Genomic DNA, 16103 nt, shown 5'->3' with positions numbered 1-16103 from the left:
TATCGTCCGAGGTTCTGCATCATGGTCATCGACTTCAACCGGCTGAACAATGCCAATACGCCCGCCAATGCGGGGCGTACCGGCGCGACTCAGGCTGGCAATCGCAATGAGTCGGCACAGCCGAACCAGGCGTCTGCCATCGGTAACGATGAACAAACCAACGCCAAGAGCGGCGAATCGGTGCAACTGAGCCGCGAGGCACAGCAGTTGCAAACAATCGGCGAGAAGCTGCGTGATCAGCCCATCGTCAACAAGGAGCGTGTGGCCCAGCTGAAACAGGCCATCGCTGATGGCAGCTATCAGGTCGACAGCAAACGTGTCGCCCAGAAACTGCTCGACTTCGAATCCCAGCGCTAGTCTCAGGGCTGCGCTGGGGGTGTTGGACGCCCGACCCCCAAGAGCCCGCCATGAACGACACAGCCTTGCTTGACCTCTTCACCAACGATATCGGCACTGCAAAGCAATTGCTTGAGCTGATCGATAGCGAGTTCCAGGCCCTTACCGAACGCGACCTACCGCTCCTGAATAGCCTGCTCAGCGAAAAACAACCGCTGCTTGCCCTGCTTCAGCAGCATGGCAGCGAGCGCAGTCGTCTGCTGCAAAACGCCGGTCTGAGTGCTGATCGCGAAGGGCTCTCAGCGCTGGCGAGCAAGTCCTCCGTCGGCGATCAACTGCTGGCGCGCAGTGAAGAGTTGTCCGCTCTCCTGCAGCGCTGTCAGGAGGCCAATCTGCGCAATGGCCGTTTGATTCGCGCCAACCAGGCCTCGGTCGGCAGCGTCCTTGGCATTTTGCGTGGCGCAGAGACTCCCGGCCTCTATGACAGCCGCGGCAGTGCCGCTAGAATCGCGCAGCAAAGGCCGCTCAGCCAGGCCTGAGCCATCCCCCCAACAAAAAGCACAGGGACATGCAGGCACTCTGCCAGTATTCTAGTGCCGTTGTAGTCCATGACTCGGAGAGTTCCGAACTGTGTCCAGTGCGTTCAACGACGAGAGCGGTCCTCAACCGCCCAAGGTGCTCAAGACATCCGTCGAGATCATTGCCACCCTGCGTCAATTGCAACAGAACCATGATCCCCTGGTTATCCAGTTCAAGGATCGTGGCCAGCGTTTTCAAAGCTACCTCGTCGAAATCGATAAAGACCGTGCGCGTTTAGCGCTGGACGAGATCATCCCTACCGATGGCGAACGTTTTCTCAAGCAAGGCGAAACCTTCAACGTCGAGGCATTCCGCGACGGGGTACGAGTAGCCTGGACCTGTGATCACGACGTGCAGCTTGGCGAACTCGAGGGAGCCCCCTGCTACTGGGCACCGCTGCCCACCGAAGTGATCTATCACCAGCGCCGCAGCGCCTTCCGTGCGCAGTTGAAGCAAAGCGATCTGGTCAAGGTCGTACTCAGCGGCGACAAGCTGCGCGAACCGCTGTCAGGTCATCTGCTGGACATCTCGGCCACCGGCTGCAAACTGCGTTTCGCCGGCAACCTCAGTCAGCAACTGAGCAATGGCCAGGTACACGAGCGACTCACTGCCTATCTGCCATTCGGCAACATGACCTGCGCCGTGGAGTTACGTCACGTGCAATACGAGGACAAGGTCGACATGACGTTCGTCGGCACGCGTTTTCATCGCTTGAACGGCCTGGAGCAACGCCAGGTCGAGCGCTTCGTCTATCAGTTGCAGCGCGAGGCGCGTCGCACCGAGAGCGACGGCCCCTTCTGACGCCCACAGCCCTTACTGGCCCGCCTGCGTTTTCTGCTGATCCTCTTCAGCCGCTGCCGCAGCAGCGGCTGGTTCCTGCATCTGCTCCTGCACCGCCTGCTCATCGACCCTCGGGTCGAGCGCAGCGACCAGCGGCGAGCTGGTGACGTTACCCGGCATGGCCATATGGTGCAGCGGCGCATCATCGACCTGATGCAAATGGGTCACCACTTCAGGACGAATGCGCCAGACCAGAATCAACGCGCAGACACTGAAGAATACATAGAGCATGTTGGCGCCGTAGAAACGCATCAGCACACCGGCCAGCAGTGGACCAATGCAGGCACCCACGCCGAAGGTAACCAGCAGCATGGCCGTCAGTGACACACGGCGCTCAGGCTCGACGTGGTCATTGGCCAAGGCCACCGCCAGTGGGTAGAGGCTGAACTGCATCAGGCTGACCAGAAAGCCGACGCAGAACAGCAAGCCGAGAAAGACCTCTGGCAGTGCCGCCAGCGGCAAGGCAGTCAGCAGCAGCAAGACCGCGCAGCCGCGAATCAGGCGCACACGGTCATGCCGATCGGATAGCCAGCCCAGCGGCCATTGCACCAGCAGGCCGGCGAGAATGCAGCTGCCCATGAACAGACCCACCTGCTCGGTCGACAGGCCCATCCGCGTGGCATACAGCGGTGCCAGACCGTAGAACGAGCCGATCAGCAGACCGGCCACCGCGATGGTTGTCAGCGACAGCGGCACGCGACTGAGGAAGAAACGCAGCTCCAGCGGCGCCGGATGCAAAGGCGCAGGGTGCAGTCGCCGGGTCAGTGCCACCGGTACCAGACACAGCGCAAAGCACAGGGCGACCAGCATCAGCAGCTCCAGCCCCAGCGTCGGGTGTATGACCAGAGCCAGCTGGCCAAGGATAAGCCCCAGATAGGAGGCCGCCATGTAGCCACTGAACACCAGGCCGCGCTGCCTGGCTTCAGCCTGCTCGTTGAGCCAGCTCTCGATCACCATGTACTGGCACATCATGCCCAGGCCTACCAGCACGCGCAGGAACAGCCAAAGCGGCAGCCACTCCACCAGGCCATGGCCGAGCACCGCTGCGGTGACTACCCCGGCGCAGGCCACATAGGCACGGATGTGACCCACCCGACCGATCAGCCGATGCCCCAGCTTGCCACCCAGTACCAGGCCGAAATAGTTGGCCGCCATCAGTGCACCGACCCACAGACCATCCACGGTGTCGGCCAGACGCAACGCCAGATAGGTACTGAGCAGGCCGGAGCCGAGCAACATCAGCAAAGTGGCAAAGTACAGCGAGCGGAATGACTTCCAGATCAGTCGCATTGACGGGTAAAGCTCCTTGTACGGTAACCGGGAATGGCGTCACGCCTGTGCGGCGAGAACACGACGCTCCCAGGGCGTAATTTCATCGTAGAAGCTGGTCAGCTCCAGGGTCTTGCTGGCGATGTAACCTTCGATGAATTCCGCACCGAACAGTTCGATTGCCAGCTCGCTGCGTTTCAGACGCTCGATCGCGGCGTGCATGGTACAGGGTAGCGCCAATTCTTCCGGCACCTCGAACTCACCCTGGATCGGCGCACTGGGTTGCAGTTCGCGCGCCAGGCCATGCAGCCCGGCTGCCAGGCTGGCAGCCAGGGCCAGATAAGGATTGGCATCGGCACCCGGCAGGCGATTCTCCACCCGCCGCGCCACCGGGGCACTGGCCGGAATACGCAGCCCCGCAGCACGGTTGTCAGCCGACCAGCAGGCGTTGTTCGGCGACGCATAGGGATGGCACAGACGCTGATAGGAATTCACGTGCGGTGCGAACAGCAGGGTGAAATCGGCCATCGCCGCCTGCTGACCGCCGATGAAGTGATAAAAAGCCGCTGTCGCCTCGCCTTTCTCCGCGCTGAAGATGTTGCGACCGCTACCCTGCTCCACCACGCTCTGATGGATATGCATGGAGCTGCCCGGGGTATGCGCCAGCGGTTTGGCCATGCAGACCACGGAAAGGCCATGCTTGAAGCCGACCTCCTTGAGCAAGTGCTTGAACAGGAAGGTCTGATCGGCCAATTGCAGCGCGTCACCATGCAGCAGGTTGATCTCGAACTGGCTGACGCCCATCTCGTGCATGAAGGTATCGCGCGGCAGCCCCAATGCCTCCATGCAGCGATAGACCTCGGCGAAGAAAGGCCGCAGACCATTGCCGGAGCTGACGCTGAACGCCGAACCGCCATCCTCGCGACGTCCATCCAGCCCCAATGGCGGCTGGAACGGCTGCTGCGGATCGGGATTGGCGGCGAACACGAAGAACTCCAGCTCGGTCGCCACCACCGGCTGCCAGCCATGCTCGGCGTAGCGTGCAAGTACACGTTTGAGCAGACCGCGAGTGGAAAGCCCGGAGCTACGCCCGTCCAGTTCGTCCGCGTCGCAGATGGCCAGTGCGCGCGGCGACTCGCTCCAGGGCAGACGGTGTATCTGGCCAGGTTCGGCGTTAAGCACCAGATCGCCGTCGTCACCACCGTAGAAACGTGCCGGCGGATAGCCGCCCATGATGCATTGCAGCAGCACACCGCGAGCGAGCTGCAGGCGCCGTCCCTCAAGAAAACCCTCGGCCGTCATCACCTTGCCGCGCGGAACGCCATTGAGGTCCGGGGTTACGCAATCGATCTCATCGATACCCTGCAGCAGGGTTTCCAGTGCCTGGCGGCTGGCAGTGCTCATCTTTTGTTGTCCTTGAATGACGCGAATACCGCCTGACGGCGACGATGCGTACAAAATACGCACCAGTCGTTCGATATTTCAAGCAGGCAAAGCTTGCCGAGATGCGACACCGGCTTGCACCCTGTCGTCCAGATGCCTGCCGCTGCCTCGAAGCAGCGTGGGGCTGTGCTAGAGTCGCGCGCTATTTTTCGGACGCCCTTCCACAGGCTGCGCTGAAAGCCCTCTCGACCCAGGCGCGACGGCCATTGCCACACGCCCAGCAACCAGAGAACCACGCGATGTCCCAAGCCATCCACCCTGCCCTGCAGCTTCTCAACCGCACCAGCCTGGTGACGCAGATCATCATCGGCCTGCTCGCAGGTATCGCCCTTGCCGTCATCGCCCCGCAGGCAGCGCTGTCTGTCGGTTTCATCGGCAACGTGTTCGTTTCGGCGTTGAAGGCGGTGGCGCCGGTCCTGGTGTTCATCCTGGTGATGTCGTCCATCGCCAACCACCAGCAAGGCCAGCAGACCCACATTCGCCCGATCCTGCTGATGTACCTGATCGGTACCTTCAGCGCTGCCCTGGTGGCGGTGATTGCCAGCTTCGCCTTCCCGTCGTCGCTGGTGTTGAGCAGCCAGGCCGCTGAGCTGACGCCCCCCGGCGGCATCGGCGAGGTGCTCAAGACCCTGCTGATGAACGTGGTCGACAATCCGGTCAATGCCCTGTTGAAGGGTAACTTCATCGGCATTCTGGCCTGGGCCATCGGCCTCGGCTTCGCCTTCCGTCATGCCAGCGCCAGCAGCAAGCAGCTACTGGGCGACCTGTCCAATGGCGTTACGGCCATCGTCAAACTGGTGATCCGCCTGGCACCACTGGGTATCTTCGGCCTGGTCGCCGCGACCCTGGCCGAGTCCGGTTTCGACGCCCTGCTCGGCTACCTGCACCTGCTGATTGTGCTGGTCGGCTGCATGTTGCTGGTGGCCCTGGTGGTCAACCCGGCGCTGGTGTACTGGAAGATTCGTCGCAACCCTTATCCGCTGGTGTTCACCTGCCTGCGCGAAAGCGGCATCACCGCCTTCTTCACCCGCAGCTCGGCCGCCAACATCCCAGTCAACCTGCAACTGAGCCAGCGTCTGGGCCTGCACGAGGAAACCTATTCGGTATCGATCCCGCTGGGCGCCACCATCAATATGGCCGGTGCGGCAATCACCATCACCGTCCTGACCCTGGCAGCGGTGCATACCCTGGGTATCCCCGTCGACCTGCCCACCGCCCTGCTGCTGAGCATATTGGCCTCGATCAGTGCCTGTGGTGCTTCGGGTGTCGCCGGCGGCTCGCTGCTGCTGATCCCGCTGGCCTGCAGCCTGTTCGGTATCCCCAACGAAGTGGCCATGCAGATCGTCGCCATCGGCTTCATCATCGGCATCGTTCAGGATTCGGCGGAAACCGCACTGAACTCCTCCACCGACGTGCTGTTCACTGCCGCTGCCTGTATGGCGCAAGAGCAGCGTCAGGCCTGAATCTCGGGGGCTCGTCCATCAGACGAGCCTATTGTCCAACAGCGGTGCGCGCAGCGCACCCTGCGGATCGGGAATACGGCAGGCACCACAAAATTGATAACGATTAGCGTTTGAATTAGATTGACGCCCTTCGCAACCCCACAGCGGACGGCTTCATGTTCGAATTGCAAAGCGTCAGTTTCAGCATTCCTGAACGCACCCTGCTGCATCCCCTGAGCCTGCACATCGATGCCGGACGCATGGTCGGCCTGATCGGCCACAACGGTTCAGGCAAGTCCACCCTGATCAAATTGCTCGCCCGCCAGCAGTCTCCCAGCGGCGGCCACATCCTGCTCGATGGCAAACCATTGCCGGCCTGGGGCCAGCGCGACTTCGCCCGGCAGGTGGCCTACCTGCCCCAGCAGTTACCGCAGACCGACGGCCTGACCGTACGCGAGCTGGTGGGCTTCGGTCGTTATCCCTGGCATGGCGCCCTTGGCCGTCTGGGCAGCGAAGACCGCGCGCACATCGAGCGCGCCCTGGACCTCACCGATACCGGCGTATTTGCCGATCGTCTGGTCGATCATCTGTCCGGAGGCGAACGCCAGCGCGTCTGGCTGGCCATGCTGCTGGCGCAGAACACCCGTTACCTGCTGCTCGACGAACCCACCTCGGCGCTGGACATCGCCCACCAGGTGGAAGTCCTCTCACGCGTTCACGACCTCAGCCGCGAGCTGGGACTGGGCGTGCTGGTGGTGCTGCACGACATCAACATGGCCGCGCGCTATTGCGATCACCTGCTGGCCCTGCACAGCGGCCGTCTGCTGGCGCAAGGCAGCCCGGCCGAGCTGATGCACGGTGAAACCCTGGAGCGCATCTACGGAGTGCCCATGGGCGTGATGGCCAATCCGGCAGACGGTTCGCCGATCAGCTACCTGCACTGAGCGGCACGCCTCAAGGCGTCGAACCAACTGCCTGTGCTGGAGGCTCATCGAGCAGCGGGCAGTTCTCGCACAGTTCGAGCTCGGGCAGCAGATAGCGAATGCAGCACACCCGCCGTTGCCGCCAAGGCAGGGCAGCGCCCTGCAGCTCGACATAACGCACCGGCTGATACAGCGGGTTGCGCCGTCCATCAGACTGCAGGGTCGCCTGCAGGAGGCTGAAACCATCAGCCAGCACGGGTGCAGGCAGTACCTTGCCCAGCGCCGTCAGAATCCACTCGAAGTAATTGCCGGCGTTGCTCCAGAGCACCTTGGGCGCGATCTTCACCTGCGCGGTGAATGCCTGAATCAATGGCGCCAGATGGTCGTGCTGGAGATGGGCGAAACGCTCGAACGGATCGCCAGGGGCGAACGGTTCACCCGCATCGCGCAGCTTGAACGCCTGTGGCAGGTACTGCGCATCGAGCACCACGTCCATGTCGTCGAGATGCAGCGGCAGGCGCCGGTTCAGCACCAGCGCAGCGGCCACCACCGGCGGGATCAGGCGCACGAAATAATGCTTCGACCACTGCGACAGCAGCGCGCGGCGGTCACCGCCGGTGTACGACTCGCCGAAACGCGCCAGCAGCACCGGTAGCCCCTCGTCGCTGAGCAGTTCGCGCAGCGGCACCGAGGGCCGTGGGTCGTCGTGCAGCACCAGGGTGTCCCGATAAGAGGAGAAATCGCCGATGAACAACGGCGCCAGTGCCTCAATCACCCTGAGCGATTCCCGATGCGTTCAATACAGCACCCCGCCGTCGAAAAAGCGCTCGCGACCGATCGCCATCAGCGCCGCGCGCTTGTGAGGAAAATCGAACTCCTTTTCCCGGTAGTAACCCAGCGTTTGCATATAGCCGATCATCTTCGCGTTGTCCGCACGTGGCTCGGCCACCACCAGGCCTGTGCGCGGATCGTCGAGAAAGGCGTAATGGGTCAGCGCCGCCAGCCAACTGGCCACCTTGTGCGGCCCGCGATGCGCCTGCTCACCCACCAGCATGTGAATGCCGCGATCATAGTCGTCCACGCGATAGAAAGGCGCAATGCGGTCTTCCCTGGCCCAGTAGAGCTCGAAGTAGGCGAAGGGCTGGTCATCGAAACAACCGATCAGGCTGTAGACATGCGGATCGGCAGCGATGGTTTCGAGATAGCTGCGGTGCTGCGCCAGATTGCCGCCCTCCTGCCAGAAATGCAGGACGCGCGGCGTATTCTGCCAGCGATTGAAGCGTTCCAGGTCCTGGTCGATGTCCAGCGTACGCAGGGATATCCAGGCGCCCAACTGCGCATCGAAGCGCCGGTAGACCTCGCCCTGGGGCTTGGCCCGGCGCCGGGGATGGCGCTTGCCGTCGCTCATCACCATCTGCTGCGGATAAGGCGGCAGCGCCTGGCGCAACCAGGGCTGCGGCAACTGCCAGAACACGCCGCGCTCGACGTGCGCAAGCTGCGCACCGGCATCACTGCGCAGCCAGTCACCACAGGCGTGCAGTGCCTGCTGATCCAGCCCCTGCCAGAGCAGACGCACCACCTGCGGATGAGTGGCGAACCACCAATAGCTGGCGCACCACAGCGCATCGGCCAGATCGGCCGTGGCCACTTCCAGCACCTGCAGGGTGTTTGCTTCGCCCATGCGTAGCTGCATCAGCGGCCGGCCGTCGCAGGTCAGCCAGATCGCCGACTCGCGCGACTCACCTTGCAGCACACGCCCGTCAGGCAGCGGTAATGCATTCATTGGAAACCCTCCTGGCCATAGGCCTCGGCCATCGCCACCACCACCTTGCGCGGCCCCTTGAAGGGATCGCGGGCATGGGCCGTGAGCATGTTGTCGAGCATCAGGATGTCGCCGTCACGCCAGGGGAAACGAATGGTGCAGGCGTCGAGTACGCCGCGCACCTCGTCCAGCAGGCTTGCCTCGATGGGCGTGCCGTCGCCGAAGTAGACATTGCGCGGCAGGCCCTCGAGACCGACCGCGTCGATCAGCACTTCCTGGGTATCGGCGTCCAGGGCCGACAGGTGGAACAGGTGCGCCTGGTTGAACCAGACCCAGTCACCGGTACGCGGATGCTGGGCAACGCCTTGGCAAAGCTGACGCGTGCGCAGTTCGTCGTCGCCGATCCATTCGAAGTCGATACGGCGAGCGCTGCAGTAACGCTCGACCTCCTGGCGATCTTCGGTATTGAAGACCTGCTGCCAGGGCAGATCCAGACCATTGCCGTAATTGCGCACATAGAGCAGGCCGCGCTCGGCGAAGCGCTGGCGGATGGCCGGATCGATGCGCCGAAAGACTTCACGGCTATCGGCAATCGGTGTCTCGCCGCCCTGCTCGGCCGCCTGGGCGCAATAGAACCAGATGCGCAGCGGCCATTCGGTGGTGTAGGCCTGCTCGTTGTGCAGCGGAATCGGCCGATGAGCAGGAAATTCGGTGGAGGTATACACGCCACCGGCGCTCACCCGGCTACGCGGCGTGGAGCCGAACTCGTAGCTCAGCAATGGATGGCCAAAGGCGCCGGCAAACTGCTGGAAGCTGGCCACATCGACATCGGCGAAGCCACTGAACAGCAGCCCACCGCTCACTTCAAGATGCTCGGCCACCAACTGCTGCAGAGCTGGCAGATGTTCGTGCAGGCCCTGCCCGGCCTGCAGCGGGCTGACGCGCATGGGCAGGCCGGCCTCGATGCTCAGGGCGGCCTGCGCCAGATCGGTCACTTGATTCATCGTCGCGCTCCCCGCAGGTCGCTGTTCACGCCATGGCCTGACGCAGGCTCAGCGGGCGCATGTCGGTCCACACCTCTTCGATATGGGCCAGGCAGGTCGCCTTGTCGCCGGACACGCCCACGGCGGACCAGCCTTCGGGAATGGCCTTGTACTCGGGCCAGATGGAATACTGCTGCTCATGATTGATCACGACCAGAAAGCGCGCGTTCTCGTTGTCGAAGCTCATGCGATGACCTCTGTGAAAATGGCTTGCCCCTGAGCGATATCGATGGTCGCCAGGCTCCTCTTAAAGGACGAATGGCCGGGGACAAAATTCAACGAATCATCGCCTCGATCGCCTCGCGCACCTGGGTCGCGATGGCGGCCGTCGAGCGCGGGCCACCAAAGGTCCAGTAAGGCGTGGGGAGAAAGGCATAACGCTGCTGCTGGGCAACCGGCAGGGCTTTCCACAGGGGGCTGGCGAAGAACGGCGCCTGCTCCTGCCCACCGATGAACAGTACGCGCAGCCCCGGCTCACCGGCGAAGCGGCGCATATCGATGCGCCGGTGCAGGCTGTGTGCGGAACGCAAGGTCCAGGGCGAGCGCACCTCCAGGCGGTTCATCAGGCTGCCGATCAGTGTCTGCTGGTTGAGGGCAATGAAACTGCCCTGCTGCACCAGCGGATAGAGCACGGCCACCGGCTCGCCCTGCAGGTCGCGCTCGCGAACGGACTGACGCGCGGCAGCCAACGCCTGCCGGCCTTCGCGAATCACGGCAGCGGCCTGCGCCTGCCGCCCGGTCAAGCGGCCAAGATGCTCCAGCATGGCCTCGCCGATGGCCACGCCATCGTAGCCAGTGGATGCCAGTGACACCTGATAGATGAGTGTCGGCGCCAGGCCGTCGAGACGCTCGAACAACGGCAGGTGCAGGTAGGCCACGCCAACGATCAGATCCGGCTCGAGCCGGGCGATGGCCTCCAGATTGGGCTGCTGCGCACTGCCCAGCGCCACGCTGCTTTCGAGCAGGTCATTGCCGATGCCGATGTAACGGCGATAGCTGGCCAGGTTGGCCACCCCGACCGGCTCGATCCCCAGCGATACCAGCAACTCGGTACTCAGCTCATCGAGGCTGACGATCCGCTGCGGCGCGTCTCCAACACCGGCCGACTGCCGGGCTACCAGTTGTGCATCGGCCGCCCAGGCGCCGTGCGCCAGACAGACCAGCAGCAGGCAACAGACAAGACGCATCGCCACGGCACTAGCTCCTTTTGTCACTGAAATAGACACGGCTGAGCAACAGCAGAAACAACGGCGCACCGATGGCGGCCGTAGCGATCCCCAGCGGAATGTCCAGCGGCGCGAGCAGCACGCGCCCGAGCAGATCGGCCGAGGCCAGCAGCGTCGCGCCCAGCAGCGGCGCCGCCAGCAGGCGTTGACGGGCACGATGAAAGCCCAGCAAACGCACGCCGTGCGGCACCAGCAAACCGATGAACGCCACCGGCCCGACCACCGCCACGGCCGCGGCGATCAGCGCACTGGCCAGCACGATCAGCAGCACCCGCCGGCTCGGCACTGACAGCCCGAGGCTGCCGGCCACGCCATCGCCCAACTGCAGCAGATCCATCCAGCGCGTGGTCGCCGCGCACAGCGCCAACCCAATCACCAGCCAGGGCAGCATGGCCTGCAGATCACCCCAGGTGCGCCCGTAGCTGCTGCCCACCATCCAGATCAGCGCCTGCGCGATATTGCTGGTGAACTGCGCCATCAGCAGGCTCACCAGGGCCAGCACCACACCGCTGATGGCAAAGCCGGTGAGCGTCACGCGCAGCGGCTCCAGGCCATGACGCAGGTTGAGGCCGATGACGATCACCAGCGCCAGGCCGGCCCCCAACCAGGCCAGCGGGAAGCGCCAGGCCACTGCCAGCTCGGGCATGAAGATCAGCGCCAGCAAGACCACCAGCGCTGCCATCTGGCTCACCCCGAGAATTTCCGGGCCGGCCAGCGGGTTGCGCGTCACCGCCTGCAACAGCATGCCGGCGGTTGCCAGCAGTGCACCGGCGGCCATGTCCACCAGCAGGCGCGGCAAGCGCAGATCGAGCAGGGTCATGGCCATGGGCTCGCCCATCCATACCCGCTGCCAGAACGCCCAGACGCCCGACTCACCCTGCGCGGTACCGCCCACCAGCAGCGCCAGGCAGATCAGCACGGCAAGCATGACGAATGCCCACAGCGGCAGGCGCATAGCCCGGTTCTCGCCCGGCATGCTCGCCGTGACCGAGGCCACCGGCGCGCTACGGCCGTAGCGCAGCAGCAAGAGAATCGCCAGCGAACCGAGAATGGCCGACAGCACCCCCAGCGGCAGCTGGAACCAGGGCTCCACCGCCGCCACCAGCGCATCGGCGAGTACTGTCAGCAGCGCGCCCCAGATTGCGCACAAGGGGATCAACCGGGAAGGTCGCACCACGGCAAAGGCAAAGCGCAACAGGTTCGGCGTGATCAGCCCGATGAAGCCCAAGGGGCCAGCCAGATGAATCGCCAGCGCGGCCAGCAAACTGCCAAGGACGATGCTCAGCCCTTTCAGCCAGGCCGGCGAAAGCCCCAGCGCGCGCATCTGCCCATCGCCCAGCACGGCCAGGTTCATCGGCCGCATCAGCACCAGCAGGGCCAGGGCAATCAGCGGCAGCAGATACAGGGCCGGGTGCATCGCGCCCCAACCCAACTGCTGCAGCGAACCGGTATTCCACAGCGATACCACCATCGCGGCCTGGTCGTTGAGGCTGAGAAACAACGCGATCAGTGCGGCGAAGGTCTGCGCCACCGCCACCCCGGCCAGGGTCAGGCGCAGCGGCGAGGTGTTCCAGCCGCCAGCCATGAGGAAAGTAAACAGCGCCGCCAACAGACCACCGACGAAGACCAGCGGCAGGCCCAGGGCGCCGGGCAGAAGCATGCCAAGGATCACGCCCAGTTGCGCTCCGGCGGTGATGCCGAGCAGATCCGGCGACACCAGCGGGTTGCGCGTGATCAGTTGCATGATCGCCCCGGAAACGCCCAGGCAGGCGCCCACCAGCACTCCGGCAAAGGCGCGTGGCAGCTGGGTCCACCACAGCAGCAGCCCCTCCAGCGATGGCGTCGACGACAGCGGCGCCAACCAGGCCTCGGCGGTTGGCCAGGGATGGCGCAACACGCCCTGCCACAGCAGCATGGCCAGCAGCAGCGCGAGCCCCAACAGCGCCAGGCCGGCGTGACCGAGCCCGCGTGCAGTGGCTGGCTGCCCGGGGCGACTCAAACTCGTCATCCGTTGTCCTTACCTATGCAAAAAGGCGAAGGGGTGCCCCCTCGCCTTGGTTTGCCCACTCGGTTGCCGCTTACCAGCGCAGCGATACGCTACCGAGGAAGGTGCGCTCGTCGCCCCAGTAGCAGCGCCCAGCGTTGTTGCAGCCTGCCACGTACTCCTGATCGAAGACGTTCTTGGCATTGAGATCGACCGACCAGTTCTCGTCGATGTCGTAGCCGATGGCGGCATCGACCAGGGTCACGTCGCCGGTGTCCAACTTGCCGTATAGGCTCTCGGCGGTGTAGGCGAAGGTGCTGTCGAAGTGACGCACGCCGCCGCCCAGACGCAGGCCACGCAGCGCGCCATCGAGGAAGCGGTAGTTGGCCCAGATCGACGCCTGATTGCGCGGCACGCCGGTCATCTGGTTGCCCTCGAGCAGCGAGCCCGGCGCATCCTTGGTAATCCGTACATCGGTGTAGGTGTAGGCGGCGGTGACATTCAGGTTGGCACTGATATCACTGTTGACCTCCAGCTCGACACCTTTGGAACGGCTCTCACCGACCTGACGGTAGTCATTGATGGCCGATTCGAAGTAGACGTCATTTTCTTTACGCAGATCGAATACGGCAGCAGTGAACATGGTGTTCCAGCCCTTGGGCTCGTACTTCAGACCCACCTCGTACTGCTCGGCGGTAATCGGATCCAGAGGCCCGTTGGCGCTGGTGGTCTGCTGCACCGGAACGAACGAAGTGGAATAGCTGACGTAGGGCGACAGGCCATTCTCGAACTGGTACATCACTCCGGTCTGCCAGGTGAAGTCGCGGTCGGTGTAATCCAGATCGGACTCGGCATTGCTGACAGGGCTGCTGGCATCGCGCTTGTTGCGATACTGGCTGTCCACCGTATCGAAACGACCACCAAGCAGGAAGATCCAGTTCTCGTACTTGCTCTGCAGCTGGCTGTAGAGACCGGTCATTTGCTGATCGAGTTGCGAGTTCTGGATGGTGAACGGCGTGGTCGGCTCACTGGTCCACACCGGATTGAATACGTTGATCGACGGGCCGAACCCTGCACTCCAGTCCTGGTTGAAGGAAGTACGGTCGAAACTGGCGCCGACCAGCAGCGTGTGCTGCAAAGCACCGGTATCGAACTTGCCTTCGAGCTGGTTATCCAGCGAATAGGTGATGGACTTGTTGTAGCGGTCGTAAGCCTGCGAACTCACGTTGGTGCCGAAGCCCGCGTTGTTCAGTGCGCCCGGCCAGATCTCGTTACGCTGGATGCGCGACTGCATGTAGCGCGAGTTCTGGCGGAACTGCCAGTCGTCATTGAAGCGATGGGTGAACTCGTAACCCAGGGTCCACACCTCGCGCTCGAAGGTGTTCCAGTCCTCGTTACCGAGGAAGGTGTCCTTGTCGAGCTTGCCATTCGGATTATTCAGCAGCGTACCGGCCGCCGGCAGGCCCAGCTCCAGCTTGGTGCGGTCCTTCTGGTAGGTCGAGAGCAGGGTCAGGCTGTTGAAGTCGTCGAAGTTCAGCGTCAGCGACGGGGCGATATAGATGCGGTTGTCCTGCACGTGATCGACCTGGGTATCGGCCTCGCGACCGACCATCACTACGCGGCCCAGCACATTGCCGCTGTCATTCAGCGGCCCGGACACGTCCAGATTGAGTTGACGACGGTCGTTGGAACCGTAGTTGAGCTGCACTTCACCCTGCGGGACGGCGGTCGGACGCTTGCTCACCAGGTTGACCAGGCCACCCGGCGCGTTCTCGCCATAAAGAATCGAGGTCGGCCCGCGGAACACTTCCACCCGCTCCAGGCCATAAGGCTCGCTGGTGGTGTCGTAGCGGTTGCCCTGCACGCGCAAACCGTCACGCAGCAGGCCATAGCCGTAGTCGGTGGCGTTGAAGCCACGAATGAAGAACAGATCACCCGCCAGGCCATCACCGGCAGCGAATGGCGGCGCGAAGATACCCGGTACGTAACCCAGTACATCGGTGAGGCTCTGCGACTTCTGGTCTTCGATGCGCTTGCGCGTCACCACCGACACCGAACGCGGCGTCTCCGACAGCGGCGTGCTGGTCTTGCTGGCGGTCAGGCTTTTCTCGGCCTTGTAGCCGTAGTCCGGGCCTTGTGGGCGGTCCAGTTCACCGGTGACCGTTTGCGCAGGCAATGTCACCTGATTGGCCTCATCGCTCTCCTGCGCCTGAACCACGCCATGGCATGTGGCAGCAATCACCACGGCCAGGCACTTCAGTTGAAAACGTCCAGCACCTTGCACTGCTTTCGACATCATCTTCTCCCCGATACCGCCAGCCAATCCGCTGGCCTGTCAAAAAAACGCTGGCTAGCCTAACCAATATCAATGCAAAACTAAATAGTAATTTTTATCATTTAGATGGCAATTTGATACAACCCTGCCATCACCCGTTAAAGGGGCACGTTCTGCTATCGATTGATTAGGTAGCCGATTAAATGGCTGTGATTCCCCGCTCAGGCGGGGAGCCCACATCGAATAGGCTCCCGCCTTCGCGGGAGTGACGGTGAAGCGTTCTTAATGGTTGACCGCAGCGTCGAGGGCGCTGGCGAAGATCTCTGCCACCTGATCCACCTGTGCCGCCGTGATGATCAGTGGCGGCAGCAGGCGCAGGACGCTGGAATGGCGACCGCCCACCTCCAGAATCAGGCCCCGACGCAGGCACTGTTGCTGCACGGCCGAGGCCAGCGCGCGGTTGTGCGGCGCATGGCCCATGGCGTCCGCCTTGCCCTGTGGATCGACCATTTCCACCCCGAGCATCAGCCCCCTGCCACGCACCTCGCCAATCTGCGGGTAACGCACCTGCAGTGCCTGCAGGTGAGCACACAGGCGTTCGCCCATGGCGGCGGCGTGCTGGTCCAGGCGCTCCTCGCGGATCAGGCGCAAGGTGGCCGCGCCTGCCGCCATGGCCATCTGGTTGCCACGGAAGGTGCCGGCGTGCGCGCCTGGCTGCCAGCGGTCGAGATCCTTGTGGTAGACCACCACCGCCAGCGGCAGGCTGCCGCCGATGGCCTTGGACAGCACCAGCACGTCCGGTGTGATGCCGGCATGCTCGAAGGCGAACAGCTTGCCGGTACGCCCGATACCGCACTGCACCTCATCGAGAATCAGCGGCACGCCGGCCTCACGGGTGATGCGCCGAATGCCGCGCAACCAGTCGGCGGACGGGGCGATCACCCCGCCCTCGCCCTGCACTGTCTCGAGAATCATGCCGGC

At 63.4% G+C, this 16103-nt stretch carries 15 protein-coding genes (1 of these 15 running past the window's edge); 5 read left to right on the top strand and 10 right to left on the bottom strand.

Translation table 11 applies throughout. From position 1 onward, the window contains the following. Positions 1–21: 21 nt before the first annotated feature. The 3 genes from flgM (at position 22) to GV002_RS06515 (ending at position 1716) form a co-directional block, all read left to right on the top strand. Positions 22–357, top strand: a complete 336-nt coding sequence (gene flgM / locus GV002_RS06525) for a flagellar biosynthesis anti-sigma factor FlgM (protein ID WP_160017583.1) — start codon at positions 22–24, stop codon at positions 355–357. A 50-nt stretch (positions 358–407) separates the two neighbouring features. Beyond that, positions 408–875: a flagella synthesis protein FlgN gene (locus GV002_RS06520; protein ID WP_160017582.1), complete on the top strand. Its 468-nt coding sequence runs from the start codon at positions 408–410 to the stop codon at positions 873–875. Positions 876–966: 91 nt separating this feature from the next. Continuing rightward, a complete protein-coding gene (locus GV002_RS06515; RefSeq protein ID WP_072425720.1) occupies positions 967–1716 on the top strand; it encodes a flagellar brake protein in 750 nt (249 codons plus the stop codon). Between the two features lie 12 nt (positions 1717–1728). Here GV002_RS06515 and GV002_RS06510 read toward each other — a convergent pair whose 3' ends face one another. Both GV002_RS06510 and GV002_RS06505 read right to left on the bottom strand, forming a co-directional pair. After that, positions 1729–3045: an MFS transporter gene (locus tag GV002_RS06510; protein ID WP_160017581.1), complete on the bottom strand. Its 1317-nt coding sequence runs from the start codon at positions 3043–3045 to the stop codon at positions 1729–1731. A gap of 39 nt (positions 3046–3084) precedes the next feature. Continuing rightward, positions 3085–4326 carry a glutamine synthetase family protein gene (locus tag GV002_RS06505; RefSeq protein ID WP_178094668.1) on the bottom strand — a complete coding sequence of 414 codons (1242 nt, stop codon included), beginning with the start codon at positions 4324–4326 and terminating at the stop codon, positions 3085–3087. 380 nt (positions 4327–4706) lie between these two features. Between GV002_RS06505 and sstT the strand changes: the two genes are divergently transcribed. Together sstT and GV002_RS06495 are read left to right on the top strand one after the other, a co-directional pair. Next, entirely contained in the window at positions 4707–5930 is a 1224-nt protein-coding gene (sstT, locus tag GV002_RS06500) for a serine/threonine transporter SstT (RefSeq protein ID WP_160017579.1), read from the top strand. A gap of 155 nt (positions 5931–6085) precedes the next feature. Next, positions 6086–6853 (top strand): ATP-binding cassette domain-containing protein, encoded by a 768-nt coding sequence (locus tag GV002_RS06495; protein WP_160017578.1) that lies wholly within the window; start codon positions 6086–6088, stop codon positions 6851–6853. Positions 6854–6863: 10 nt separating this feature from the next. On the opposite strand, the gene fhuF is transcribed toward GV002_RS06495, so the two are convergent. From fhuF to GV002_RS06455, 8 genes are all read right to left on the bottom strand, one after another. Beyond that, complete coding sequence (gene fhuF, locus GV002_RS06490; protein WP_160017577.1) at positions 6864–7607, bottom strand: siderophore-iron reductase FhuF; 744 nt, start codon at positions 7605–7607, stop codon at positions 6864–6866. A gap of 21 nt (positions 7608–7628) precedes the next feature. Continuing rightward, entirely contained in the window at positions 7629–8615 is a 987-nt protein-coding gene (locus GV002_RS06485) for a GNAT family N-acetyltransferase (RefSeq protein ID WP_160017576.1), read from the bottom strand. Continuing rightward, positions 8612–9598 (bottom strand): TauD/TfdA family dioxygenase, encoded by a 987-nt coding sequence (locus tag GV002_RS06480; RefSeq protein ID WP_160017575.1) that lies wholly within the window; start codon positions 9596–9598, stop codon positions 8612–8614. Before GV002_RS06480 ends, GV002_RS06485 begins: the two co-directional genes overlap by 4 nt. Positions 9599–9623: 25 nt before the next feature. Then, positions 9624–9824: an MbtH family protein gene (locus GV002_RS06475; RefSeq protein WP_003247048.1), complete on the bottom strand. Its 201-nt coding sequence runs from the start codon at positions 9822–9824 to the stop codon at positions 9624–9626. An 88-nt stretch (positions 9825–9912) separates the two neighbouring features. Next, positions 9913–10824 (bottom strand): iron-siderophore ABC transporter substrate-binding protein, encoded by a 912-nt coding sequence (locus GV002_RS06470; protein ID WP_160018891.1) that lies wholly within the window; start codon positions 10822–10824, stop codon positions 9913–9915. A 10-nt stretch (positions 10825–10834) separates the two neighbouring features. Further along, the gene (fhuB, locus tag GV002_RS06465; protein WP_160017574.1) at positions 10835–12871 is read right to left on the bottom strand and encodes a Fe(3+)-hydroxamate ABC transporter permease FhuB; all 2037 of its coding nucleotides are present in this window, start codon (positions 12869–12871) and stop codon (positions 10835–10837) included. Positions 12872–12941: 70 nt separating this feature from the next. After that, complete coding sequence (locus GV002_RS06460) at positions 12942–15143, bottom strand: TonB-dependent siderophore receptor (RefSeq protein ID WP_256667038.1); 2202 nt, start codon at positions 15141–15143, stop codon at positions 12942–12944. Between the two features lie 261 nt (positions 15144–15404). Beyond that, positions 15405–16103: the 3' end of an aspartate aminotransferase family protein gene (locus GV002_RS06455; protein ID WP_160017573.1), read on the bottom strand. It continues 723 nt past the right edge of the window; only the last 699 of its 1422 coding nucleotides appear in the window; its start codon lies off the right edge, out of view — the gene reads right to left on this strand; the stop codon is at positions 15405–15407.

The sequence above is a fragment of the Pseudomonas sp. 8O genome, from assembly GCF_902506495.1.
Taxonomy (GTDB): Bacteria; Pseudomonadota; Gammaproteobacteria; order Pseudomonadales; family Pseudomonadaceae; genus Aquipseudomonas; species Aquipseudomonas chaetocerotis.
This window is presented reverse-complemented; position numbering and strand designations above follow the sequence as displayed.

Excerpts from the sequence above, each read along its gene's own strand:
- sstT (WP_160017579.1), top strand. The coding sequence starts at position 4,707 with ATGTCCCAAGCCATCCACCCTGCCCTGCAGCTTCTCAACCGCACCAGC.
- GV002_RS06505 (WP_178094668.1), bottom strand. The coding sequence starts at position 4,326 with ATGACGGCCGAGGGTTTTCTTGAGGGACGGCGCCTGCAGCTCGCTCGC.
- GV002_RS06475 (WP_003247048.1), bottom strand. The coding sequence starts at position 9,824 with ATGAGCTTCGACAACGAGAACGCGCGCTTTCTGGTCGTGATCAATCAT.
- fhuB (WP_160017574.1), bottom strand. The coding sequence starts at position 12,871 with ATGACGAGTTTGAGTCGCCCCGGGCAGCCAGCCACTGCACGCGGGCTC.
- GV002_RS06470 (WP_160018891.1), bottom strand. The coding sequence starts at position 10,824 with ATGCGTCTTGTCTGTTGCCTGCTGCTGGTCTGTCTGGCGCACGGCGCC.
- GV002_RS06520 (WP_160017582.1), top strand. The coding sequence starts at position 408 with ATGAACGACACAGCCTTGCTTGACCTCTTCACCAACGATATCGGCACT.
- GV002_RS06485 (WP_160017576.1), bottom strand. The coding sequence starts at position 8,615 with ATGAATGCATTACCGCTGCCTGACGGGCGTGTGCTGCAAGGTGAGTCG.
- flgM (WP_160017583.1), top strand. The coding sequence starts at position 22 with ATGGTCATCGACTTCAACCGGCTGAACAATGCCAATACGCCCGCCAAT.
- GV002_RS06510 (WP_160017581.1), bottom strand. The coding sequence starts at position 3,045 with ATGCGACTGATCTGGAAGTCATTCCGCTCGCTGTACTTTGCCACTTTG.
- GV002_RS06480 (WP_160017575.1), bottom strand. The coding sequence starts at position 9,598 with ATGAATCAAGTGACCGATCTGGCGCAGGCCGCCCTGAGCATCGAGGCC.
- GV002_RS06495 (WP_160017578.1), top strand. The coding sequence starts at position 6,086 with ATGTTCGAATTGCAAAGCGTCAGTTTCAGCATTCCTGAACGCACCCTG.
- GV002_RS06460 (WP_256667038.1), bottom strand. The coding sequence starts at position 15,143 with ATGTCGAAAGCAGTGCAAGGTGCTGGACGTTTTCAACTGAAGTGCCTG.